Origin of the sequence: Aestuariibius sp. HNIBRBA575 (genome assembly GCF_040932005.1) — a bacterium.
In the GTDB taxonomy this organism is placed as follows: domain Bacteria; phylum Pseudomonadota; class Alphaproteobacteria; order Rhodobacterales; family Rhodobacteraceae; genus CANLNM01.
Window position 1 is genome coordinate 1,891,628 of sequence record NZ_CP162414.1, and the last position, 23,696, is coordinate 1,915,323.

At 54.7% G+C, this 23,696-nt stretch carries 23 protein-coding genes; 14 read left to right on the forward strand and 9 right to left on the reverse strand.

What is annotated here, in order from left to right:
* Positions 1-85: 85 nt before the first annotated feature.
* On the reverse strand, positions 86-2,497 hold the full coding sequence (gene lon, locus AB1F12_RS09550) for an endopeptidase La (protein WP_368183795.1): 2,412 nt from the start codon (positions 2,495-2,497) through the stop codon (positions 86-88).
* Positions 2,498-2,749: 252 nt separating this feature from the next.
* Complete coding sequence (gene tgt / locus AB1F12_RS09555) at positions 2,750-3,880, reverse strand: tRNA guanosine(34) transglycosylase Tgt (protein ID WP_368183798.1); 1,131 nt, start codon at positions 3,878-3,880, stop codon at positions 2,750-2,752.
* Positions 3,881-4,041: 161 nt separating this feature from the next.
* On the opposite strand from tgt, the gene AB1F12_RS09560 reads away from it, so the two are divergent.
* From AB1F12_RS09560 to tpiA, 5 genes are all read left to right on the forward strand, one after another.
* Complete coding sequence (locus AB1F12_RS09560; RefSeq protein ID WP_368183800.1) at positions 4,042-4,416, forward strand: SUF system Fe-S cluster assembly protein; 375 nt, start codon at positions 4,042-4,044, stop codon at positions 4,414-4,416.
* A 74-nt stretch (positions 4,417-4,490) separates the two neighbouring features.
* Positions 4,491-5,087 (forward strand): MarR family transcriptional regulator, encoded by a 597-nt coding sequence (locus AB1F12_RS09565; RefSeq protein WP_368183802.1) that lies wholly within the window; start codon positions 4,491-4,493, stop codon positions 5,085-5,087.
* A 51-nt stretch (positions 5,088-5,138) separates the two neighbouring features.
* Positions 5,139-5,873, forward strand: a complete 735-nt coding sequence (locus tag AB1F12_RS09570; RefSeq protein WP_368183803.1) for a DUF3307 domain-containing protein — start codon at positions 5,139-5,141, stop codon at positions 5,871-5,873.
* Between the two features lie 24 nt (positions 5,874-5,897).
* Positions 5,898-6,311 (forward strand): HesB/IscA family protein, encoded by a 414-nt coding sequence (locus tag AB1F12_RS09575; RefSeq protein ID WP_368183806.1) that lies wholly within the window; start codon positions 5,898-5,900, stop codon positions 6,309-6,311.
* A 63-nt stretch (positions 6,312-6,374) separates the two neighbouring features.
* The gene (gene tpiA, locus AB1F12_RS09580; RefSeq protein ID WP_368183808.1) at positions 6,375-7,127 is read left to right on the forward strand and encodes a triose-phosphate isomerase; all 753 of its coding nucleotides are present in this window, start codon (positions 6,375-6,377) and stop codon (positions 7,125-7,127) included.
* A 75-nt stretch (positions 7,128-7,202) separates the two neighbouring features.
* Here the strand turns inward: tpiA and AB1F12_RS09585 are convergent, their stop codons facing one another.
* The 5 genes from AB1F12_RS09585 to AB1F12_RS09605 all read right to left on the reverse strand — a co-directional run bounded on the left by AB1F12_RS09585 (position 7,203) and on the right by AB1F12_RS09605 (position 13,667).
* The gene (locus tag AB1F12_RS09585) at positions 7,203-8,660 is read right to left on the reverse strand and encodes a TRAP transporter large permease (RefSeq protein ID WP_368183809.1); all 1,458 of its coding nucleotides are present in this window, start codon (positions 8,658-8,660) and stop codon (positions 7,203-7,205) included.
* Between the two features lie 3 nt (positions 8,661-8,663).
* Positions 8,664-9,401 (reverse strand): TRAP transporter small permease, encoded by a 738-nt coding sequence (locus AB1F12_RS09590; protein WP_368183811.1) that lies wholly within the window; start codon positions 9,399-9,401, stop codon positions 8,664-8,666.
* Between the two features lie 73 nt (positions 9,402-9,474).
* The gene (locus AB1F12_RS09595; protein ID WP_368183813.1) at positions 9,475-10,476 is read right to left on the reverse strand and encodes a DctP family TRAP transporter solute-binding subunit; all 1,002 of its coding nucleotides are present in this window, start codon (positions 10,474-10,476) and stop codon (positions 9,475-9,477) included.
* Between the two features lie 255 nt (positions 10,477-10,731).
* Positions 10,732-11,964: a sigma-54-dependent transcriptional regulator gene (locus AB1F12_RS09600; RefSeq protein ID WP_368183815.1), complete on the reverse strand. Its 1,233-nt coding sequence runs from the start codon at positions 11,962-11,964 to the stop codon at positions 10,732-10,734.
* A complete protein-coding gene (locus tag AB1F12_RS09605; RefSeq protein ID WP_368183817.1) occupies positions 11,961-13,667 on the reverse strand; it encodes an ATP-binding protein in 1,707 nt (568 codons plus the stop codon). The genes AB1F12_RS09600 and AB1F12_RS09605 overlap by 4 nt, the downstream gene beginning before the upstream one ends.
* A 112-nt stretch (positions 13,668-13,779) precedes the next feature.
* Here AB1F12_RS09605 and AB1F12_RS09610 point away from each other — a divergent pair, with 112 nt between their 5' ends.
* Positions 13,780-14,943 carry a cytochrome P450 gene (locus AB1F12_RS09610; protein WP_368188334.1) on the forward strand — a complete coding sequence of 388 codons (1,164 nt, stop codon included), beginning with the start codon at positions 13,780-13,782 and terminating at the stop codon, positions 14,941-14,943.
* Here AB1F12_RS09610 and AB1F12_RS09615 read toward each other — a convergent pair whose 3' ends face one another.
* Positions 14,944-15,405 carry an Lrp/AsnC family transcriptional regulator gene (locus AB1F12_RS09615; RefSeq protein WP_368183819.1) on the reverse strand — a complete coding sequence of 154 codons (462 nt, stop codon included), beginning with the start codon at positions 15,403-15,405 and terminating at the stop codon, positions 14,944-14,946.
* A gap of 131 nt (positions 15,406-15,536) precedes the next feature.
* Here AB1F12_RS09615 and cysG point away from each other — a divergent pair, with 131 nt between their 5' ends.
* The 7 genes from cysG (at position 15,537) to AB1F12_RS09650 (ending at position 21,613) form a co-directional block, all read left to right on the forward strand.
* Positions 15,537-16,928 (forward strand): siroheme synthase CysG, encoded by a 1,392-nt coding sequence (gene cysG, locus AB1F12_RS09620; RefSeq protein ID WP_368183820.1) that lies wholly within the window; start codon positions 15,537-15,539, stop codon positions 16,926-16,928.
* Positions 16,928-17,227, forward strand: a complete 300-nt coding sequence (locus AB1F12_RS09625) for a DUF2849 domain-containing protein (protein WP_368183822.1) — start codon at positions 16,928-16,930, stop codon at positions 17,225-17,227. The genes cysG and AB1F12_RS09625 overlap by 1 nt, the downstream gene beginning before the upstream one ends.
* 1 nt (position 17,228) lies before the next feature.
* On the forward strand, positions 17,229-18,893 hold the full coding sequence (locus tag AB1F12_RS09630) for a nitrite/sulfite reductase (RefSeq protein ID WP_368183824.1): 1,665 nt from the start codon (positions 17,229-17,231) through the stop codon (positions 18,891-18,893).
* Entirely contained in the window at positions 18,883-19,623 is a 741-nt protein-coding gene (locus AB1F12_RS09635) for a phosphoadenylyl-sulfate reductase (RefSeq protein ID WP_368183826.1), read from the forward strand. Before AB1F12_RS09630 ends, AB1F12_RS09635 begins: the two co-directional genes overlap by 11 nt.
* A 10-nt stretch (positions 19,624-19,633) precedes the next feature.
* On the forward strand, positions 19,634-20,065 hold the full coding sequence (locus tag AB1F12_RS09640) for a DUF934 domain-containing protein (protein WP_368183827.1): 432 nt from the start codon (positions 19,634-19,636) through the stop codon (positions 20,063-20,065).
* Between the two features lie 69 nt (positions 20,066-20,134).
* On the forward strand, positions 20,135-20,995 hold the full coding sequence (locus AB1F12_RS09645) for a ferredoxin--NADP reductase (protein WP_368188336.1): 861 nt from the start codon (positions 20,135-20,137) through the stop codon (positions 20,993-20,995).
* Between the two features lie 105 nt (positions 20,996-21,100).
* Positions 21,101-21,613, forward strand: coding sequence for a hypothetical protein (locus AB1F12_RS09650; protein ID WP_368183830.1), 513 nt, complete (start codon positions 21,101-21,103; stop codon positions 21,611-21,613).
* A 177-nt stretch (positions 21,614-21,790) separates the two neighbouring features.
* Here the strand turns inward: AB1F12_RS09650 and AB1F12_RS09655 are convergent, their stop codons facing one another.
* The gene (locus AB1F12_RS09655; RefSeq protein WP_368183831.1) at positions 21,791-22,879 is read right to left on the reverse strand and encodes a hypothetical protein; all 1,089 of its coding nucleotides are present in this window, start codon (positions 22,877-22,879) and stop codon (positions 21,791-21,793) included.
* A 259-nt stretch (positions 22,880-23,138) separates the two neighbouring features.
* On the opposite strand from AB1F12_RS09655, the gene infC reads away from it, so the two are divergent.
* Entirely contained in the window at positions 23,139-23,657 is a 519-nt protein-coding gene (gene infC, locus AB1F12_RS09660; protein ID WP_368183832.1) for a translation initiation factor IF-3, read from the forward strand.
* The last annotated feature ends 39 nt before the right edge of the window (positions 23,658-23,696 follow it).

Below are 23,696 nucleotides of genomic sequence, written 5' to 3' on the forward strand. Positions count from 1 at the left end.
TTTTGGCGCCCTTTGTCGTTTGTGGATCTAAACAACACCGTCTGGTGGTTGACTGGCGACACCAAAGCCCCGCCAGTTGCAGTTTTTAATGCGCCATTGCACCAGCTCCACCTTCGCGACCCCGCAATACGGCTTCTGCGGCGGCGGCTTCTTCGGCGGCTTCGTCCCATTCGATGGCTTCGGGTTGACGGATCAGCGCGTGTCTCAAAACCTCAGACACATGTGACACAGGAATGATTTCCAACCCTTCTTTCACATTGTCTGGGATTTCCGGCAGATCCTTTTCGTTTTCCTGCGGGATCAGCACAGTTTTGATCCCACCGCGCAACGCGGCCAACAGTTTTTCCTTTAGCCCGCCAATGGCCAATGCATTCCCGCGCAATGTGACCTCGCCTGTCATGGCGATGTCTTTGCGCACCGGGATTTGCGTCAGCACAGAGACAATTGAAGTCACCATGGCCAGACCGGCACTTGGCCCATCTTTGGGGGTCGCGCCTTCTGGGACGTGAACGTGGATATCCCAATGGTCAAACCGCGGTGGTTTTACCCCGATCTGTGGCGCGATAGAGCGCACATAGGAACTGGCCGCATCGATGGATTCTTTCATCACATCGCCTAGTTTCCCAGTGGTTTTCATCCGACCTTTGCCCGGCAGACGCAGACCTTCGATCGACAGCAATTCGCCACCAACCGAAGTGTAGGCCAACCCGGTGACAACGCCGACCTGGTCTTCTTTTTCGGCCAAACCATAGCGGAACTTGGACACGCCCAGGAAATCGTCCAGATTGTCGGCAGACACATTCACGCTGTCTGTCTCTTTCTTAACGATTTTGGTCACGGCTTTACGGGCCACCTTGGCGATCTCACGTTCCAGATTCCGCACGCCTGCTTCGCGTGTGTAATGCTGAATGATCGATGTCAGCGCGGTATCGTCCATGGCAAATTCCTTGGCTTTCAAACCATGGTTTTTCTGCTGTTTGGGCAACAAATGCTGCTTGGCGATTTCGCGTTTTTCGTCTTCGGTGTAGCCCGACAATGGAATGATTTCCATCCGATCCAGCAACGGACCCGGCATGTTATAGCTGTTGGACGTGGTCAGGAACATCACGTTGCTCAGGTCATATTCAACCTCAAGATAGTGATCCACAAATGTGGAATTCTGTTCCGGATCAAGCACTTCTAGCATGGCAGACGCTGGATCACCCCGGAAATCCTGCCCCATCTTGTCAATCTCATCGAGCAAGATCAGCGGATTTGTCGTCTTGGCCTTTTTCAATGCCTGAATGATTTTACCGGGCATGGACCCGATATAAGTCCGACGGTGACCGCGAATTTCGCTTTCATCGCGCACCCCCCCCAGTGAGATGCGAATAAATTCGCGTCCCGTGGCTTTGGCAACCGATTTCCCAAGCGACGTTTTCCCAACACCCGGAGGGCCAACAAGGCACATGATCGGGCCTTTCAACTTGGCAGAGCGTTGTTGCACGGCGAGGTATTCAACGATGCGCTCCTTAACCTTTTCCAGACCGTAATGATCCGAATCCAGCACGGCTTCTGCTTTGCTCAGATCCTTTTTGGTGCGCGATTTCACGCCCCACGGGATCGACAGCATCCAGTCCAGATAATTGCGCACAACGGTGGCTTCGGCAGACATTGGGCTCATGTTTTTGAGCTTTTTCAGCTCAGCATCAACCTTTTCGCGTGCTTCTTTTGAAAACTTGGTCGCTTCGATCTTGGCTTCCAGTTCGGCGATTTCATTCGCCCCCTCTTCGCCATCGCCCAGCTCTTTCTGAATGGCTTTCATCTGCTCATTCAAATAATATTCACGCTGGGTGCGCTCCATCTGGGATTTCACACGGGTCTTGATCTTTTTCTCGACCTGAATGACGGACATTTCACCCTGCATCAGACCGTACACTTTTTCCAGGCGTTCGCTGACAGACAGCGTTTCCAGCAATTCCTGTTTCTGGGTAACATCAATCCCCAGATGACCGGCCACCAGATCGGCCAGTTTATCAGGTTCAACCGCTTCCCCAACAGCGGCAAGCGCTTCTTCGGGGATGTTTTTCTTGATCTTGGCGTAGCGTTCAAAATCATTGGCAACAGAGCGCACCAGCGCGGGCACTTCTTCTTCGTTGCCGGGCATTTCGGTCAGATATTCAGCGCTAGCTTCAAAGAAGTCATCGTTTTCCAGATATCCAGTGATACGCACACGGCTACGCCCTTCGACCAGCACTTTGACGGTGCCGTCGGGCAGTTTCAGCAATTGCAGCACATTGGCCAGAACACCTGCTTTGTAGATGCCGGATTCATCCGGATCATCCTCGGCCGGGTCAATCTGGCTGGACAATAGAATTTGTTTGTCGTCCTGCATCACCTCTTCTAGGGCGCGAACAGACCGTTCACGTCCAACAAAAAGAGGCACAATCATATGTGGAAACACCACAATGTCGCGCAGGGGTAATACGGGATAAGAGGGGCTCAGAGGCTCTTGCATGCTCGGTCCTTTTATTGGCAAAGCGACGCGGGTCCCACGTGTGGCAACCCATTGGCCGCTTCCTGTCTAGACGCCATATTTGGGGCTAGTGATCCCGGGTTTCAATGGGCCGGGATCATCGGCAATGGCGCGTTTTTGTTTCTGACGCTTGTTTGTTTGGCTGATACTGTGCCTGCCCCAATCCAAAACAACAAGGTTTGAAATCCTAAATTGGTAAAGCAGGTGTCAAATTTTTTGCCAAACCCAATAAGGTTAAAGCGGGTCAATATCCCCTTGGGCACGGGTGGCATGAAAATCAGATTCCCAAGCGGCAAATGTCCCGGCGGCAATGGCATCGCGCATGCCCTGCATAATTTCCTGATAATAGTGCAAATTATGCCACGTCAGCAGCATGGAACTGATCATTTCCTGAGACCGGAACACATGGTGCAGATAGGCGCGGCTATAGTTGCGGCAGGTTGGGCATGTGCAATGTTCATCAATGGGGCGCGGATCGTTTTGGTGACGCGCGTTTTTGATATTCAACTGCCCCAACCGGTTCCAGACCTGCCCCGTGCGCCCCGACCGTGACGGCAAAACACAATCCATCATGTCGATGCCGCGTTTCACAGCGCCCACGATGTCATCGGGTTTGCCAACCCCCATCAGATAGCGCGGTTTATCCTTGGGCAACATGTCAGGCGCATATTCCAACACGCCAAACATCGCCTCTTGGCCTTCGCCGACCGCCAAACCGCCCACAGCATATCCATCAAACCCGATATCCACCAAAGCTTGCGCGCTTTCACCGCGCAAATGTTCGGTCACGCCCCCCTGCTGAATGCCAAACAACGCATGGCCCGGCCGGTCGCCAAAGGCATCTTTGGATCGACGCGCCCATCGCATCGACATGCGCATGCTTTCGGCCACTTTTTCGTCCGTGGCAGGCAATGCAGGGCATTCGTCAAAACACATCACAATGTCAGACCCCAGCAATTTCTGGATTTCCATGGATCGCTCTGGGGTCAACATATGTTTGGACCCATCAATGTGGGATCGGAACGTGACGCCTTCTTCGGTCAGTTTTCGCAGATCAGACAGGGACATAACCTGAAACCCGCCACTATCCGTCAGAATAGGGCGATCCCAGTTCATGAATTTGTGTAGCCCCCCAAGGGCGGCAACCCGTTCCGCCGTGGGGCGCAACATCAGGTGATAGGTATTGCCCAGCAAAACATCCGCCCCTGTGGCGCGCACACTTTCGGGCATCATTGCCTTAACGGTTGCCGCCGTGCCCACGGGCATAAAGGCCGGTGTGCGGATATCACCGCGAGGGGTGTTGATCACACCGGTGCGGGCTTTGCCGTCAGTGGCGTGCAAATCAAAGGAAATCGTCTTGGTCATATCTCACCTGTCAGTAGGCGCCCCGTTTAGCCCGATTGGTCCCCCTTGAAAAGCCACCCCATGCGGCCAATACGACCGGTTGCCATGTCTTTGCGTTCCGCATCTTTACCTTTTGGGGGGCTTTTCCTATATGATTGCTCAGGAATAGCCCCGAGGACGTCATGACCGATCAGAGCCAACAGCCTGAAACCCCAATGGAAGGCACGCCAATGATTGCGCCATCCAGCACCGATCACCCGCTTTACGACACCATCGTCGAAGCGTGCCGGTCTGTGTATGACCCGGAAATCCCGGTCAATATTTACGATCTTGGTCTGGTTTATACCATTGATATCAACGCCGAAAGCGAGGTCAACGTCATCATGACCCTGACCGCGCCCGGCTGCCCTGTGGCCGGTGAAATGCCCGGTTGGCTAGCGGATGCGATCCTGCCCGTGCCCGGTGTGAAAACCGTGGATGTGGACCTGACATGGGAACCACAATGGGGCATGGACATGATGTCTGACGAGGCCCGCTTGGAACTTGGTTTCATGTAAAGATAGGGGCAAGCCAAAAGACTTGCCTTTTCAAAAAGAAAGCGATATAACTTGCCTTCATACAGGAGGACAGAATGTCGCTTGCCGTCATCACAGGGGATCTGGTGGGGTCCACGCAGCTTTCGACATCGCAATATGATGCGGCGCTATTGGCGTTGAAAACTGCGGCGCACCAACAAGTCGGATCCTTTTATTCGTTGCGTGGGGATGGCTGGCAATTTGCCGGACCAAAACCGGACCACGCATTGCGCATCGCCCTGACGTTTCGCGCGTTTCTGAAATCTCAATCCGACGCGCTGGACAGCCGGTTCGCCATTGCCATTGGTGATGAAACCATGATGCCAGGCCAAGACATTCAAACCAGTAACACCGCAACATTTGTGGCCTCTGGTCGATTACTAGATTCTATGAATTCTCAGATACTTATGGCGCATTCTTCAGGTGAATACGCCCATGCGGCCACCGTTTTGGCCGACCATATCAGCCAACAATGGACCCAAAAACAGGCCCGCACCATCCTGCCATTTTTGACCGCCACCTCTAAACCGACCCAAAAACAAGTTGCCGCCGATTTTGGGGTTTCTCGTCAGGCGGTTGGACAAGCCTTGGATGCGGCTGGCTTTGCCGCTATTCAATCCGCATTAAACGCCATTGAAACGCAAGCTAAATGACTTTCTTATCGCCAAAGCAAGTGATTTCACTTTCTAAACAAGGCTGCGCCCGTGATTGAAACCCTGATTGCCCTTTTTGCCGCCCATGTTGTGGCCGATTACGTCGTTCAAACCGGATGGATGGTGCAAAACAAAGCCAAACCATGGGTGTTAGCGCTGCATGGGGGCATCGTTTTGGCCACTGCGATTGCCATCACGGGCAATGCCACAGCGTGGCAAATCTATGCGCTGGGCGCGGCACATTTGGCGATTGATGTCTTTAAAACCTATGTTTTACGCGACGATATCAACGCCTACTTACTGGATCAATGCGCACATCTGATCACCCTCTTTGCGGTGGCTTTGGCGGTGCCAGACCTCTGGTCTGATGGGATCTGGATGACCCTGACACATGGGGTTCCCAACTGGGTCCTGCATGCGATGATCCTGATTGCGGGCGTAATTTACACCACACGCGCGGGCGGCTTTGCGATTGGCAAATTGATGACCCCGTTTAGTGACAACGCCCTAAAAGAAGGGCTGGAAAACGGCGGCGCGCTGATTGGATTGCTGGAACGCGGCCTGATTTATCTGATGTTGATGGCCGGTCAGCCCGCCGGAATCGGTTTTTTAATCGCGGCGAAATCCGTCATGCGCTTTGAAACCGCATCAAAAGAACAAAAAGCCGCCGAATATGTTATCATCGGCACATTGGCATCGTTTGGATGGGCGATTTTGATTTCTTTGGGGGTGATTGCGCTGCGCAATGCCCTGCCCCCGCTTGAGATCATGCAACCGACATCCTAAATAGAAAGCCTGAAGGAGAAATTCATGTTTTCAATTCCCGGCAAACAGGCCGTTACCATGACCCCCAAAGCCGCTGGCCAAATCGCCAAGCTGATGGAACGTGATGGCCATAAAGGTCTGCGCATTGGCGTCAAAAAAGGTGGCTGTGCGGGAATGGAATACACGATGGATTATGCGAACGACGTGGATCCGCTGGACGAAGTTGTCGAACAGGATGGCGCGCGGGTGATGATCGCCCCTATGGCGCAGATGTTTCTGTTTGGGACGGAAATCGATTATCAGGTGTCCCTGCTGGAAAGTGGGTTCAAATTTCGCAACCCCAATGTGACGGATGCCTGCGGCTGTGGGGAATCGATCAAGTTCAAAGACATCGATGAACTGAATGCCGACCAAGAGGATCAGCAGAATACTGCCCCAAATGGTGCGCCTCTGCTCTGATCCCCCTTCCCCCAGTGCGCGTCGCTTGCTACCAAGCAGTGAACGCTAACAGGAGATACTCATATGCGCCGCAAACTTGCCGCCGGGAATTGGAAAATGAACGGAACGCTGGCCTCGCTGGGCGAAGTCCAAGCCCTGAGCCGCAGCCATACCGCGCCAAAAGTTGATATTCTGCTCTGCCCGCCAACGCCGCTGATATGGCCAATGGCCAGTGCCCGTGATGGTGATCAGGTCATGGTTGGCGCGCAGGATTGCCACGCCAATACATCAGGTGCCCATACCGGGGACGTGTCCGCCGCCATGGTCAAAGAGGCAGGTGCCACAGCCGTCATTCTGGGTCATTCCGAACGTCGCACAGATCATGGCGAAACGTCGGAATTGGTCGAAAACAAGGTGAACGCTGTCTGGAAACAAGACCTGTTGGCGGTGATCTGTCTGGGCGAAACCCTGAAAGAACGCGAAGACGGCGACACATTGGCTGTGGTTGGCGAACAATTGGCCGCCTCGACCCCAGAAGGGGCCAATGGCGAAAACACCGTGATCGCCTATGAACCGGTTTGGGCCATCGGCACGGGTTTGGTGCCAACATTGGACCAAATCGCCGAAGTGCATGATTTTCTACGGGCTGAACTGACTGCGCGGTTTGGGGAAACCACCGCCAATGACATTCGCCTGCTTTATGGCGGGTCGGTCAAAGCCAGCAACGCCGCCGAGATTTTTGCCGTGTCCAATGTGGATGGGGCCTTGGTTGGTGGGGCGAGCCTGAAGGCCGATGATTTTTCCCCGATTGTAACGGCGCTAGAAGCCAGCGTTTAACCAATCATACCCACCAATAAAAAGGGCGCCGCGGATAACCGGGCGCCCTTTTTGTTTTCAGTTAGACCGTTTGGATCAATTGGTGATCACTTCTGGTCCCATGATCGAATGCGGCAAATAGGTCGACAGCCACGGGATGTAGGTGATCATGATCAGGAACACGAACAGCACCAACAGGAATGGCAATGCGGCGCGCACCACGGCCATCATCGGCATGCCCGCCACGCCTGACGTGACAAACAAGTTCAGCCCAACTGGCGGTGTGATCATGCCAATTTCCATGTTCACCACCATGATGATGCCCAGATGGATCGGGTCTACGCCCAGCTCCAACGCGATTGGAAACACCAATGGAGCCACGATCACGATCAGCCCCGATGGTTCCATAAACTGACCACCGATCAACAGGATCACGTTCACAATAATCAGGAACACGATCATGCCGAACCCAGCTTCTAGCAGCGCACCGGCGACCTGTTGCGGGATTTGCTCTTCGGTCAGAACATGTTTCAGGATCAAGGCGTTGGCGATGATAAACATCAACGTCACCGTCAGTTTCCCGCCCTCAAACAGCGCATGTTTGGTGTCTTTGTGCACCAGCACGGTCAGGGCCGTCCAAGGGGCCGACAGGAACCGTCGGGTTGGCCCGTCTTCGGTGGTGGCTTTCAGCGGGCCCATGTCTTTGTAGATGAAACTGGCGACAAAGAACGCATAGACCGAGGCCACAGCGGCGGCTTCTGTTGGGGTAAACGCACCAGGGCGCCAATAAATCCCAAAATTGTCCATGGCAGCGCCGGCTGCGTCTTTGACTTCGTGGGTGCCGATCCAGGGATGGCCGTAAATGCCGCCCATGATGATCACGATAAGCAACAGCCCCCAAGCCGCATCGCGCAAGGATGAAAAGATTTCACCCCAGCCCAACCATTCGCCTTTGGGCATGTTTTTGATCCGCGCCATGATGTAAATGGTTACCATCAACATCAGACCCGCCAAAATACCCGGAATGACCCCGGCTAGAAACATCCGGCCCACGGACACATCTGTGGCGGTGGAATAGACCACCATCACAATCGATGGCGGGATCAGGATGCCCAATGTGCCTGCGTTACAGATCACACCGGCGGCGAAATCTTTGGTATACCCAACCTGACGCATGGCCGCGATCACGATCGACCCAATGGCCACAACGGTCGCCGGGGATGACCCGGACAGCGCCGCAAACATCATACAGGCCAACACGCCCGCAATGGCCAAACCACCCTGCAAATGCCCCACACAGGCAATGGCAAATCGGATGATCCGTTTGGCCACACCACCGGTCGACATAAACGTGGATGCCAGCACAAAAAACGGGATCGCCAGCAGCGTGTAATGCCCCGCCATCGCCTGATACAGCGACTGCGCAACCGACGCGAGCGACGTGTCCGAATAGGTCAGCAGAAAGATAACAGAGCTGAGCCCCAGCGAGATTGCGATGGGCACACCGATCAGCAACAGGCCGACGATCATACTAAAAAGAAGAACAACTTCCATGACTTAGTTCTCCTTATTGAGCGCGGACACTTCTTCGACCGCGTCTTCGGCTTCGTGGGAAACAATCAGACTGTCGGCGCGTCCACGCAGGATGGCGACGGTGGCCTGAAGAATGCGAAACAGCATCAGCGCAATGCCAAAGGGCAAAATCGCATAGGGGATAAAGCGCGGCATTTTTTCGTATTCTTCGCCCAGATTATAACGATTTTCGAGGAATTCCTGCCCAAACGGGATCGGGATTTGTTCGGTTTCATACCACGCCTGATCACGGGTGCGGTCGTCAAAGCCGGTCGGAATGATGCGGCCTTCGGTTTTTTTATAGCCCGCAAAGGGCGCCCAATAATCCCACGCGCCTTTCATCATCAGACCGCCATAGGCAATGCAACAAAGCGCCGAAATCAGCACCAAGGTTTTGCGCACAGGGGCGGCAACAATATTCAGGATCGCGTCCACGCCCAGATGCGCCGTCACCTTGAACCCATAAGAAATGCCAAACAGTACCAGCCACGCAAACAGCACCAAAACCGTTTCCAACCCCCACAAAAGCGACGGCGGAAAATCAACGCCCAACAGGGTTTCCAACGTGGTGTTGATCCACGTGCCATTGGTATAGCGCAACACAACGTTCACAAAGGTCACCAGCACCATCAGGCCCAGCAGCAGCGCGATAAACGTTTCTTCGATGTTTGAAATCAGACGGGCAAATTTACCCTGTGGCCCGCGGGCCTTAGCGGCACTCATGGCGCGCCCTCCTCTAAATGTTCTGAGGAAACCGGCCCGAAATATCGGACCGGTTTTGTTCACCCTTCAGCGATTAAAGTGAATCGTTGATCGCTTGGGCTGCGTCGATGTTTTCTTGGCCAACATCGCCTACAAACTGGTCCCAAACCGGTTTCATCGCATCCACCCATTCAGCACGTTGTTCTGGGGTCAATTCCCGCACAACACCGCCCGCATCGATGATCGACTGACGGGCCGCTTCATTCACAGCAAAGGCTTCGGCGTTGCGCACTTCGGTCACTTCGGACATGATGGTCAGGAATTGATCGCGCACTTCTGGCTCAAGGCTGTCCAACCAGTCTGTGGAGGTCACAACCAGATAGTCCAGAATACCGTGATTGGTTTCGGTCACGCCATCCTGAACTTCGAAAAACTTCTGACCATAGATGTTGGACCATGTGTTTTCTTGGCCATCCACAACGCCGGTCTGCAGCGCGCCGTAAACTTCGGAAAACGCCATTGGCTGTGGGGATGCGTTCAACGCTTCCATTTGGGCGACCAAAACGTCGGATGTCTGAACGCGGAATTTCAGACCATCCGCATCACCGGGACCTTCCAATGCGACATTTGCAGACATCTGTTTCATGCCATTGTGCCAGAATGCCAGACCCTGTAGCCCGCGACGTTGCATGGAATCCAGCATCGCCTGACCGGCATCGGACCCTTGGAACGCATCCACGGCGTCAACGCTTTCGAACATAAACGGCAGATCGAAAATGCGGAATTGCTTGGTAAAGGCTTCGAACTTTGACAACGAAGGCGCGGCCAGTTGAACGTCGCCGTTCAGCATCGCTTCCAGCACTTGGTTATCGTTATAAAGCGTCGAGTTCGGGAACACCTCGATGCACATCACGCCGTCCATCTCTTCGTTGACGCGCTCCATCAACAGGCTGGCTGCGATCCCTTTGGGGTGACGATCAGTGTTGGTGACGTGGCTGAATTTAACAACGATTTCACCGTCGTCACAGGCTGCGAATGCAGGGGCAGCGGCGGTGGTCAATGCAACAGCAGCGGTTGCAGCGAGAAACTTTTTCATAAGGAACCTCCCATAAAATGTTCACACCCCTCCCGGGTGCTGCATCTAAACAAGGCCAGCAATGCTGTTGAAACAAGCGTGTTTGTCCAAATATCTGGCAGAATGTGAAAACGGCTTTGTTTCAACGTGTTAATGCACGCCGCACCCATTACATTGTTTGGACAAATGCAATGCTGGGCGGATAATCACACAGCCGTGATCCAGTTTGTGCGGATTTCCGCACAGTTCTGGATTCGCCCCGTGCGTGGGACGCCCTTAACTAGGATCGCGATAATCATCCGCCTTGATCCCATGGCGCGTTAATTTGTCGTAAAACGTCTTGCGCGGCAGCTTTAACGTATTGGCAGCTTCGGTGGCGCGCCCCTGTGATCGGCGCAACGCATCCTCAAGCAATGTCTTTTCCACACGCGCCATTTGATCGGCCAATCCTTCTGCCTCAGACATCGGGGCATCCCCAACCCCCATGGCAAACCGCATCGCCGCATTCATCAAGGCCCGCGCATTTCCGGGCCAGTCCTGCCCCATCAGGCTTGCCAGAAAGTCAGCAGAAATTTGCGGATTTGGCAGATTGGCCTGTTCACACGCGAGGGCCACATAATGGCGAAACAGCACCGGAATATCATCGGGGCGTTCGCGCAAAGCCGGAATACGCACCCGCATCAGATCCAGACGATAAAACAGATCTGCCACAAAACGCCCCTCGGTCACTTCAGTTTCCAGATCCCGCGTAGATCCGGCCAATATTCGTACCGCACCGCCGGATTCCAGCTGTTCCAGCAGCGCATATTGCACCGACAACGGCATGGTGGCGACTTCGTCGATATAAAACGACCCTGCCCCGGTTGCGTTTAGCGCGTCTTGCAATGTTTCTGGTGTTAGCGCCGCCCCGGCCCGTTTGACAAATGGGTGCCGGGCCGCGGGTGACAATAAATGGATCACTTCGGCGACTTTGGGCGTGCCACTTCCGGCCTCGCCGATGACCAAAACCTCAGCCGAGGCTTGCGCTACAGATCGCACCCGCTGGCGCAATTCCTTGGACAGATCTGACGTGCCAAACAACATGCGCGAAGCCGCATCGCCGCTTTCTAATTGCAACCGGTGTTGTCGGGCCTCTAGCACGTTGTGGCGCACCAATAATGCCTTTTGAACCACTGCGACCAAATCCGCCGGCGCGCATGGTTTTTCCAGGAAATCATGGGCGCCTGCACTGATCGCTTTGACCGCCATGGGAATGTCGCCTTCTCCGGTCAACAGGATCACGGGCAGGTCCGGATCCACCTGACGCGCCTGTTCCAACAGGTGAAATCCGTCGCGCCCGGGCATACGGATATCTGTGACAATGATCCCGTCAAACCGATCGGTAATGTGATCCTTTGCCTCGATATAACTGCCCGCCAGAACCGGATTTAAATCCGCCAATTCAAGCGTTTGTCCCAAAGCTTCGCGCACTTCGCGATCATCATCTACCAGCAGAACCTGTTTGGTCATGTCTGTTCCTCTACCGCGTCCAATTCGACCGAAAATTCGGCCCCGCCCGCATCATGATTGCGCCCGCGGATTACCCCGCCAAAACTTTGAACCAAACCATATGAAATCGACAGGCCCAGCCCCATGCCTTCTGATACGCCCACTTCTTTGGTGCTGTAAAAGGGGTCAAAAATCTTTTCTGGTTCGGCGATGCCGGGGCCTGTATCGCGCACAAGGATCACCACGCGGCCGTTGACGCTGTTCACAGAAATGTCGATTTGTTTCAACGGACTGTCGACCATCGCATCCATGGCATTGCCCAACAGATTGACCACAACCTGTTGTAGGCGCACTTCTCCGCCGCGCACCATCACGGATGTATCCGGCGCATCCCAATTCAGCGTCACCCCGGCCTGTCGCGCCTTGGCATCGGAAATTTCCAACGACACCGCGATCACACCGATGATGTCCACATCCGAAATCGGTTCATTTTCCTGTCGTGCAAAGGCGCGCAGGTTTTTGATGATCCGATCCATGCGGTGCGCCAGCCCCGATATGCGGCCTAAATTCTGTTCCGCCTTGTCGGCCTGACCCCGTTGCAGGAACGTTTCTGCATTTTCCGCAAAAGACCGGATCGCCATCAAAGGTTGGTTCAGCTCATGGCTGATCCCGGCGCTCATCTGGCCAAGCGCACTGAGCTTACCGGCCTGAACCAGATCGCCCTGCGCCTTTTGAAGCTCATTTGTGCGCTGTGTCACGCGCGCCTCTAGTCGCAGGTTTGCCTCTGCCAAAGCGCGGCGTCGTTCTGTGGCCAAAAACAACATCGCGCCAAAGGCCAAAAACAGCGCTGCGGCAACAGCGGATTGCAGATTGGCCTGTTGGCGCGCTGGCCCCAGATCGACCAAAACATCCCCCACCATATCGATCACAGGTAAATCCAGCTGCAAATGCAAAGCTTTGGACGGTAAATAGCGCCCGCCATCCACATTCCAATAGGTCCGCCCGGCCAGGTCATTTTCCGAGAAATCAAAAAACGGCTGCAACAATTCAGACGGGTATTCGCCCCCCTCACCGCGAATTTGAGGGGGCCAAACGCGGCTGCGATACAGCAACTCGGTCCGATTGGATACAAACACCACGCCCAGATCACCGGTGTAGAAAATCGTCTGACGTCCGCCACGCCAGTCAAATTCCAACTCGTCCACATCCACGGCAACAATCACCGCGCCAATCACCGGTCCGTCACCGGAGAACACCGGGGCCGAAAACAAAAACGCGCGGCGGGCCCAGCGATCAGAATAGAGGTGATACACCCCCATCGCCCCATCCAGCGACCGTTCAAAATAAGGTCTGCCCGCATGCAATCGCGGGACTGTTTGCTGGGCTGTGGCCAATTCACGCCCCGTGGCATCCACCACCAACACATCCAGCGCCCCGGATCGATCCCGCGCATCCACCAACAGATCTAACGCATCACCAGTGCTGATCTGTGTTTCAAACACCTGATCCAACGTGGGATGATCCGCCAAAAACACCGCCATTTCCCGAAAACGTTGCAATTGGCCCGATAATCTGTCGGATGCCAGTGCCAAATCGGCCTGACCCTGTTGTTCTAATTGATCAAACGCTTCGCGGTAGCCATACCACCAAACCCCACCCGAAAAGGCAGCTGCCACACATAGATAGGCCAGCACAAAGATCAGTCGCATCGGCAAAAAGCTCATATGCGCAACTTAGAAAGCCAAAACCAAAATGACCATAGGTCTGTCTAATCGCATGGATGCGCCATGTCGAAACCCGCTTGCGCTTGGCGTGCTGACATTGGAATGTATCGATATGAAAACATTGTCCCAATCCCCCACCGACCCCGACTTTATCCAGAACCCATATGCGTTTTATGATCGTGCGCGCGCCGTTGGGGACATATTTTTCTGGACAGAATATGATCAGGTTGTCGCCACTTCTTATCAGGCGGCGACGACGATCCTGAAAGATCGCCGTTTCGGCCGCGAAGCCCCGCCCGAATTTGCGCCTCAGATTCCCGATCACTTAGCGCCGTTTTACGCGTTTGAATCCCATTCCATGTTGGAGCTGGAGCCACCAACTCATACCCGGTTGCGGTCGTTGGTTTTGCGCGCCTTTACCACCCGTGGCATTGCGGGTCTGGCCCCCGACATCACCGAATTATCCAATGAATTGATCGATAAGTTCCCTGATGAACCCTTTGATCTGATTGAAAATTTCGCAAAAATCATCCCCGTTGTGATCATTTGTCGGCTGCTGGGTGTGCCCGAACATCACGGCGATCAATTGCTGGCTTGGTCCAACGATATGGTCGCCATGTATCAGGCCCGACGCACCCGTGAAATTGAGGATGCCGCCGTCGCCGCCACCAAAGCCTTTTCAGACTTTATGCGCGGCCATATTGACGATCGCCGCGGCAATCCCGGCGACGATCTGATCACCCGATTGATTGCCGCCGAAGAAGATGGTGAAAAGCTTAGCACGGATGAGTTGATCACCACATGTGTGTTGCTGCTAAATGCAGGTCATGAGGCCACGGTTCACACATTAGGAAACGGCGTTAAGGCGCTGCTTGAAAACGGAAAACCCGACATCACCGACAAAAGCGTCGAAGAAGTGTTTCGGTTTGATCCACCGCTGCAATTGTTTGGTCGTTGGTGTTATGAAGCGGTCGAATTATTTGGCCACACCTTTCAGCGTGGCGATCAGGTTCATTGTGCCTTGGCTGCGGCCAATCGCGATCCTGACACCTATCCAAATCCCAACGTGTTTGACCCCAATCGCACCGGCCCCACCAATACCAGTTTTGGCGGCGGGCTGCATTTTTGTGTCGGCGCGCCCCTGGCCCGCTTAGAGGTCAAACTGGCGTTAACCGCCCTGTTTGATCGCTGTCCAAACCTGACATTGTCTGAGCCTGCAAAATATGCAGATGTCTATCATTTCAGGGGCTTAACCAAATTGATGGTCACCAAATAATCAAAGCGGCAAAGCCACCGTCGATTTGATCTCTTCCATGGACAAAAGCGCCGTAACGTTGTGCACGCGTACCTCTGAAATCAGAGCTTGGTAAAACACATCATAGGCACGCGCATTGGCGACGCGCACTTTGAGAATGTAATCGATATCCCCGGCCAAACGATGTGCCTCTTGCACTTCGGGGCGTTCACGCAGCGCGTTCAGGAATTTCTGTTGCCAGTCCGCTTCGTGTTCTGACGTGCGGATCAAAACAAAGAAACACGCCTCAAATCCCAGCGCTTCGGCGTCCAGCATCACGGTCTGATGCCCGATCACGCCAGCCTCGCGTAATTTGCGGATCCGATTCCACACAGGCGTCTTAGACGACCCCACTTCTTTGGCAATATCGTCCAAACTTTGCGCTGCATCCCGCTGTAGGCTGCGTAGGATTTTCCGATCCATATCATCTATGCGAACAGACATTCGGCGTTTCCCTTCATTCCGAAAAAGATGTCCCGATTGGCACCTAACCCAGAACATACGTCCTTATCAGCCGCGTGCAATAGGCAAATTGGGGGAAAATATTCTATATAGAGAGGAGCGAAAGGAGCAGCATGCAGCATTATCCCATATATCTGTCCACACGCGGCCAAAAAATCGTCCTATCGGGCGGTGGCGAAGCGGTGATGGCAAAGCTGCGCCTGTTGCTCAAGACTGAGGCAGACATTCATGTGTTTGCGCAGACGCCCAGTGCGGAACTGTATCGCCTCTTTTATGAGGATCGCCTGACATTGACTGCGCGGGCGTTACAAAAAGGCGACGTAACAGGCGCGGCGCTGTTTTATGCCGCCGATGAAAATCCAACCGAGGATGCCCGCACGGCTGCCATTGCAAAATCCGAAGGGGCGCTGGTCAATGTGGTCGATAACCTAGAAGCCAGTGGGTTCATCACACCAGCCATCGTTGATCGTGATCCGGTGACCATTGCCATCGGCACCGAAGGCGCTGCACCGGTTCTGGCCCGCCAGATCAAATCCCAGATCGAAGAAATCCTGCCCAGCAATCTTGGTTTGCTGGCACGGATCGGCAAAACCTTTCGGGATGCGGCCACCGCCCTGCCCTTTGGCAAGGCGCGCCGCGCGTTTTGGTCCGATTTCTATACAACGACTGGCCCGCGCGCCCTGACCAAAGGCCCAACCGAGGTCACACCGGCCCTGCATGATCTGCTGCGCCAGCATTTGCGCCGCACTGAAATCACCGGCCACGTGGATTTTGTCGGCGCGGGTCCCGGTGATCCGGAATTGCTGACACTCAAGGCGCGCAAAGCGTTGGATCATGCCGATGTGATTATCCATGACCGGTTGGTGGCCCCAGAAATTCTGGAACTGGCCCGCCGCGAAGCAGTGTTTGTTGATGTGGGGAAACAGGGGTTTGCCACATCCACGGCGCAGGCGGACATCAATGATCTGATCGTTGAACATGCCCAAAACGGCCACCACGTTGTGCGCCTAAAGGGCGGCGATCCCGTTGTGTTTGGTCGTCTGGACGAAGAGCTGGACGCGCTGCGCGGCACCGATATCAGCTATGCCATCATTCCCGGCATCACGGCGGCCTCTGCGGCGGCCGCTGGCATGGGTCAAAGCCTGACCCGGCGTGGTCGCAATTCTGGCCTGCGTCTGCTGACCGGCCACGACACTCAGGGTTTTGCGGATCACGATTGGCGTCAACTGGCCCAGCCCGGTCAGGTTGCCGCGCTCTATATGTCAAAGAAAGCCGCGCGATTTGTGCAAGGTCGCCTACTGATGCATAGCGCCGTTGATGCCACACCCGTTTCGATCATCGAAAACGCATCCCGCGCCGATCAACGCGTCATTGGCACCACCCTGTCCGAATTGGACCGATGTTTCACCGGGGCCGAAATCCCCGGTCCCGCGATTTTAATCTATGGCATCGCGCCCCGCGCCTTGTCCCTGACCCTAACACCAAAGAAAGAGGAGACCGCCTGATGGCCCGTCCCTTTACACCCAAAGTAATCACCGCAAACGCCCTGCTAGAAGGCGATGCCATCTGGCTGACGGCCGATGATCAATGGACCCGCGTTATGTCTGAGGCGGAATTGATCGAAGACGAAGCCCATGGCGATCTGCGCATGCTGTTCGCCGCCTCTCAGGCGCATGTAGTTGTCGGCCCCTATCTGGCCGATGCCAAAGCCGGTGAAAACGGCCCCGAGCCCGTTCATTTCCGTGAAAACTTCCGCACAACCGGACCGTCCAATTACGCCCATGGCAAACAGGTGGAGCTGTAAAATGTACCATTATAACGACTTCGACCAAGACTTTGTTCAAGAACGGGTTTCTCAGTTCCGCGCACAGGTAGAACGCCGCATCGACGGGTCCCTGACCGAGGATGAGTTTCGCCCACTCCGTTTGATGAACGGGCTATATCTGCAATTGCACGCCTATATGCTGCGCGTGGCTATTCCATACGGAACCGTTCGGCCCGATCAGATGCGCATGTTGGCGACGCTGGCGGAAAAATGGGACAAAGGTTATGGCCATTTCACCACCCGTCAGAACATCCAATATAATTGGCCAAAACTGGCAGATGTGCCGGATATGCTGGACGCGCTGGCCTCTGTGGGCATGCACGCCATTCAGACATCAGGCAACACAATCCGCAACGTAACCGCGGACCATTTTGCCGGTGCCGCTGCGGACGAAATCGCCGATCCGCGCCCCGTCGCTGAATTGCTGCGTCAATGGTCCATGGATCACCCGCAATTTCAGTTCCTGCCACGCAAGTTCAAAATAGCCATCACTGGTTCACCTAATGATCGCGCCGTAACCAAGGCCCACGATATCGGCCTGCGCATGGTCGAAAAGAACGGTGAACCCGGCTACGAAGTGGTCGTTGGCGGCGGGTTGGGCCGCACGCCGATGGTGGGCAAAGTCATCCGTGATTTCCTGCCTCAGGCTGATCTGTTGCCTTATGTTGAGGCGGTTGTGTCCGTTTGGAACATCCTTGGTCGTCGCGACAACAAATACAAAGCCCGCATCAAGATCACCGTGCACGAACATGGGATCGATAAAATCCGTGAGCTGGTCGAAGAAGAGTTTGCCCAGATCCGCCCGCAATTCACCGGGGTTGATCAGGCTTTGCTCGCCAATATCCAAAGCCAATTCACCACGCCGACATTCCGCACCGCCCCTGTTGAGGGATATCTGGCGGAACGTGATGCGAACCCAGCTTTCCGGTCTTGGTCTGACACCAACCTGTCAGATCATAAGGCCCCCGGCTATGCCATTGTGTCTGTCTCCCTAAAACGTCATGGGGCGACGCCGGGGGATGCTTCTGCGGATCAGATGCGGGTTCTGGCCGATCTGGCCGAAACCTATGGCCACGGGGATCTGCGCATCAGTCACGAACAGAACGTGATCCTGCCCCATGTGCATAAATCTGACCTGCCTGCGATCTATGCCGCGCTGCGCGATGCCGATCTGCACACGGCCAATATTGGCCTGATCAGCGATATCATCGCCTGCCCAGGAATGGACTATTGCGCGCTGGCCACTGCCCGCGCCATTCCCGTGGCCCAGGAAATCGCCACCCGCTTTGACGAACTGAAGCTGGAACACGAAATCGGCGCACTGAAAATCAAAATTTCAGGCTGCATCAATGCCTGTGGACACCACCATGTGGGCCATATCGGGATTTTGGGTCTGGATCGCGCTGGGGTGGAAAACTATCAGATCACCTTGGGCGGGGACGGCACCGAAACCGCTGTGATTGGCCAACGCGCAGGTCCCGGATTTGCCTATGACCAGATCGTTCCAGCCATCGAACGTCTGATCACCGCCTATCTGGAATTGCGCACTGACGAAGAGGAAACCTTCCTTGAGGCGTATAAACGCCTTGGGGTGGCGCCGTTCAAAACGGCTCTTTATCCAGAGGAAAAAGCCAATGCCGCTTGAAGCTCCTTTAGCACCGGTTGAGACGCGCATCGCTGCGCTGAACACCCGGTACAAACATCACAGTGCCACGTCCGTCATCGAACGCGCGCTCAGTGACGCCGAAGTGGGCCGAACCGCTATGGTCAGTTCCTTTGGCGCGGAATCCGTTGTGTTGTTGCATATGGTGTCGATCATGGATCGCACCACGCCGGTGCTGTTTATCGACACAGAAATGCTGTTTCCCGAAACCTTGGACTATCAGTCTGAGCTGGCAGAGAAACTGCACCTAAGTGACATCCGCACGGTCAAAGCCAGTCGTCAGGATATCCTGATCCATGACAACGAAGGCCTGTTGCACCTGCACGATTCCGATGCTTGCTGTGATCTGCGCAAAACCCGCCCGCTGGAAAAGGCGCTGGAGCCGTTTGATGCCTGGATCACGGGGCGCAAACGGTATCAGGGCGGCAAACGTGTGGAAATCGAGTTTTTCGAGAACGAGATGGATAAACGCATCAAAATCAACCCATTGGCCCATTGGTCACGGGACGATTTGCAGGATTACATCACCGAAAACCGTCTGCCCCGCCATCCCTTGGTGGCCCAAGGTTATCCATCCATCGGATGTAAGCCATGCACCAGCAAAGTGATGCAAGGCGAAGACGAACGCGCCGGTCGCTGGCGCGATCAGGACAAAACAGAATGCGGCATTCATTTTTTGAATGGCAAAATGGTTCGCGGCTCGGCTGCGTGAGGACATGAACATGCTTTTGAACAATACTCAGCTGATTAACGATACCGGTTTTGTGCCTGAGGACTGGACCGGTCAGTTTTACGAACTGAATGCGCTGCCGGCCAATGATGGGGCGGTGGATTGGGCTGTGGATGTGCCTTCGGATGGGGATATTTCCCTGTTGGCAGAACGCGTTGGCGACATCGCACTGATCCGGATTGATTTCCCCAGCTTTGCAGATGGGCGCGGCTTTACGCTGGCGGCGCGTTTGCGGCGGATGGGGTTCACCGGGCGTCTGCGCGCCCGCGGTCATGTCATTGCGGATCAATACGCCATGGCGCGTCGGTCCGGTTTCGACGAAGTCGAAGTCGACGGCGCCCTCGCCGATCGTCAACCCGAAGCCCAATGGCTGGCCCGCGCAAATTGGCAGGCCCACGATTATCAGAATCGCATGCGCGCCTGATCCAAGCCTGATACAGATCAAAGACGACGAAAGGGTGCGGTGTGATACATGCCGCACATCACATATATTATGACCGAGTTAAAACCCGTGACCGAAGCAAACACCGCACAGGCTGTGAAAGCCAAACCCGCCATGCCCGATGCGCAGACCGTCACCGAGGTCAAGCATTACACCGACCGCCTGTTTTCGTTTAAAATGACCCGCCCGGCCTCTATGCGGTTCCGGTCCGGTGAATTTGTGATGATCGGCCTGATGGGGGATCCTCATCCTGAAACCGGCAAACAAAAACCTCTGCTGCGCGCCTATTCTATTGCATCGCCCAGCTGGGACGAAGAGCTGGAATTTTATTCAATCAAGGTTCCAGATGGTCCCCTGACATCGAAGTTGCAGCATATCAAAGTGGGCGACGACGTGATCCTGCGCCCCAAACCCGTTGGCACATTGGTGCATGATGCGTTGTTGCCGGGAAAACGGATTTGGTTCTTTGCGACGGGGACTGGATTTGCGCCTTTTGCATCGCTGCTGCGCGAACCACAAACCTACGAAGATTACGACGAAATCATCATCACCCATACCTGTCGCGAAGCGGGTGAATTGACCTATGGTGCCGATCTGATCGAAGGTCTGAAATCTGACGAATTGCTGAACGAAGTGATTGGCGACGGGTTCTGGAAAAAGATCAAATATTACCCCACCACCACACGCGAAGAGAGCCCTAAAATGGGTCGGATCACGGATCTGATGCGATCAGGCGAAGCGTTTGAGGACCTTGGTGTTCCGCCTTTGAACGCTGAAACGGACCGGGCGATGATCTGTGGAAATCTGGCCTTTAACCTAGAGCTAAAGGACATGTTTGAGGAATATGGGCTGCAAGAAGGCGCCAATTCTGACCCCAAACATTACGTGGTCGAAAAAGCGTTCCTCGATTAAATTGTCCCTAAATCGTTGTTTCAGGGCAGTCCGATTGGCCTGCCCTGTTAAACACGCATTCACTTTGGCGTGGCTAACGTTTGGCCACGAACCAAAGGATACAGAATGTATATCACACAAACCCATGGTGCCGCCGCGCACCCATTGATGCGCGCCCACCCGGCCCGCGACATCCCCCCAGCCCCAACATTTCAAACGGATCAAACCGCGGTTCCGCCCGAGCCTGATCCCACAGGTCCGGCGGCCGTTGCCCTGATCAAATCCGAATATGACATGACCAACATTTCGCCGCGCGAAGTGGATGAAATGGTCGATCGGATGATCAAAGCGGGCGATGACATGAATGGTGACTTGCTGATGTTGCTGACCCATGGCGAAGGGTTCCGACAACATCTGGCCAACACATTTGGCGGCACATTTGATCCCAACGAAAAACAAGATTTGGTGGCGCAATCAAAGGTGCAATTGCAATTGGCAAAACAATTCGGGGACCCAACTGAATATTTGACGCGCTTTATCGCGTTCCTCGACACATTTGGTGGGCAATCTGGCGAAGCCGCCCAAATTTCTGAAACCTCAACGGTTGCGGCAATTGTTCGTGCCAACGCTTCGACCTAAACGCAATACTGGGTTGCCTAACGCGCCAGCCTAAAGAGTAGGACCGTCCCAGCGGCGCGCTGCCCCCTGAAACGCGGTCATGTTGCGCGATGGCGGTATTTTTGCGCAAAACCCTATGATCTAAATACAAAAAAGGCCGCAGAAACCTGCGGCCTTTTCTAAGTCTATGGGCGGGGCTTACAGGCCCATCGCGCCTTTGATGGCGTCAATCGCTGGCTGGATCAGCTCTGGATTGTCGATCGCACCTTGAACTGCGGCGGTCAAAGTTGTCTTCTGGATCGCGCCCAGATCAGAACCGTCAATCATTTCCAGGATTTTCTCGCCGTTGAATGTGTCAGGTGTCAGCAAGCTGGCCAGACCACCCTCTGCGGCTTCTTCTGCAACTTCTGCTGTTGCTTCCATTGCATCACCCGCAGCTTCAGTTGCTTCTTCGGTTGCAACTTCGGCGGCTTCTTCTGCTGCCGCTTCGGTGGTTTCTTCAACAGCTTCTGTAACGGCTTCTTCTGTTGCTTCTACCGCATCCGTGGCTTCTTCAACTGCAGTTTCCATCGCTTCTTCTGCGACTTTTTCGGTTGCGGCGGCGGCTTCTTCAGCAACTTCTTCTGTTGCTTCAACGGCGTCTGTCGCTGTTTCCATCGCTTCTTCGGCAACTTCTTCTGTTGCTTGCGTTGCCGTATCCACAGCTTCTGCGGCTTCTTCTGTCACGGCTTCCGCTGCATCCGTTGCGGTTTCGGCAGCGTCTTCAGCGACGTCTGCTGCACCGTCAGTTGCACCTTCAACAGCGTCTGTTGCGGCTTCGACGGCGTCGTTTGCTGTTTCAGTGACGGCTTCCATTGCGTCATTTGCAGCCTCGGTTGCAACATCTGCTGCATCCGCAGCCGCGTCTGTCGCAGCGTCTACCGCGTCATTGGCTGTTTCAACAACAGCGTCTGCAGCTTCTGTTGCTGCTTCTGTTGCGGCGTCCACGGCTTCGTCTGCTGCTTCGGCGACGGCGTCCATCGCACCTTCGGCGGCTTCGGTTACGGCCTCAGTTGCGCCTTCAACGGTTTCGGCCACGGCATCTGTCGCGCCTTCTACGGCTTCTGCGGCAGCGTCGGTCACGGCATCAGCGGCACCTTCGGCGGCTTCTGTGACTGTTTCGGTTGCATCGCTTGCGGCTTGTGTTGCGGTGTCTACGGCCTCTGCGGGGGTACGTCCCTCAACCAGATACTGGTAGCCAAAAAACCCGGCAACAGCCAAGACGGCAATGATAATTATCGCTCTCATAGTATTTCCTTCCAATGACTTGGCTCACAAAAGTGTGCCTGGTCCGCAGCGGACTCGGGCTGTGATATGTCAGATCATATCATAAGATGGAAGCGGGAAGCAGGTGACACTTTTCCCCGCGGGCGGGATTCTGGTTAAACAGGCAAAATCATGCTGTTTTGCGGGTTGATCCGGGCGCAAGCCCTGTCTATTTTAACCTCGACATTCAAATGACCGAAAGGACACGGCTATAGCCCGCAGACCTCATAACGCACCTCCGGTGCGTGACACTGGCCCCCGCATAAACGATCGCATCCGGGCCAACGAATTACGCCTTATTGGCGCAGATGGTGAAAATGTTGGCGTTGTGACGCCCGCACGCGCATTGGTAATGGCAGAAGAGGCCGGGCTTGACCTGGTTGAAATTTCGCCCAACGCCACGCCCCCCGTTTGTAAAATCATGGATTTCGGCAAGTTCAAATACGAACAGCAGAAACGTGAAAGCGAAGCGCGTAAGAAACAGAAAACGATTGAAGTGAAAGAGGTCAAATTTCGGCCCAACACGGATATCCACGATTACGAAGTCAAAATGCGTAACGTGTTTAAGTTCCTAGAAGCCGGCGACAAAGTCAAAGTGACGCTGCGGTTCCGGGGACGGGAAATGGCGCACCAAAATCTGGGTCGTGAATTGCTGTTGCGTGTTGCAGAAGACATCAAAGAGCTGGGCAAGGTCGATAACATGCCCAAGATGGAAGGCCGTCAAATGGTCATGATGATTTCCGCATTGGCCAAGAAATAATCGCTGTTTTACAACGCGATAGTTGATTGAAACCCCGGC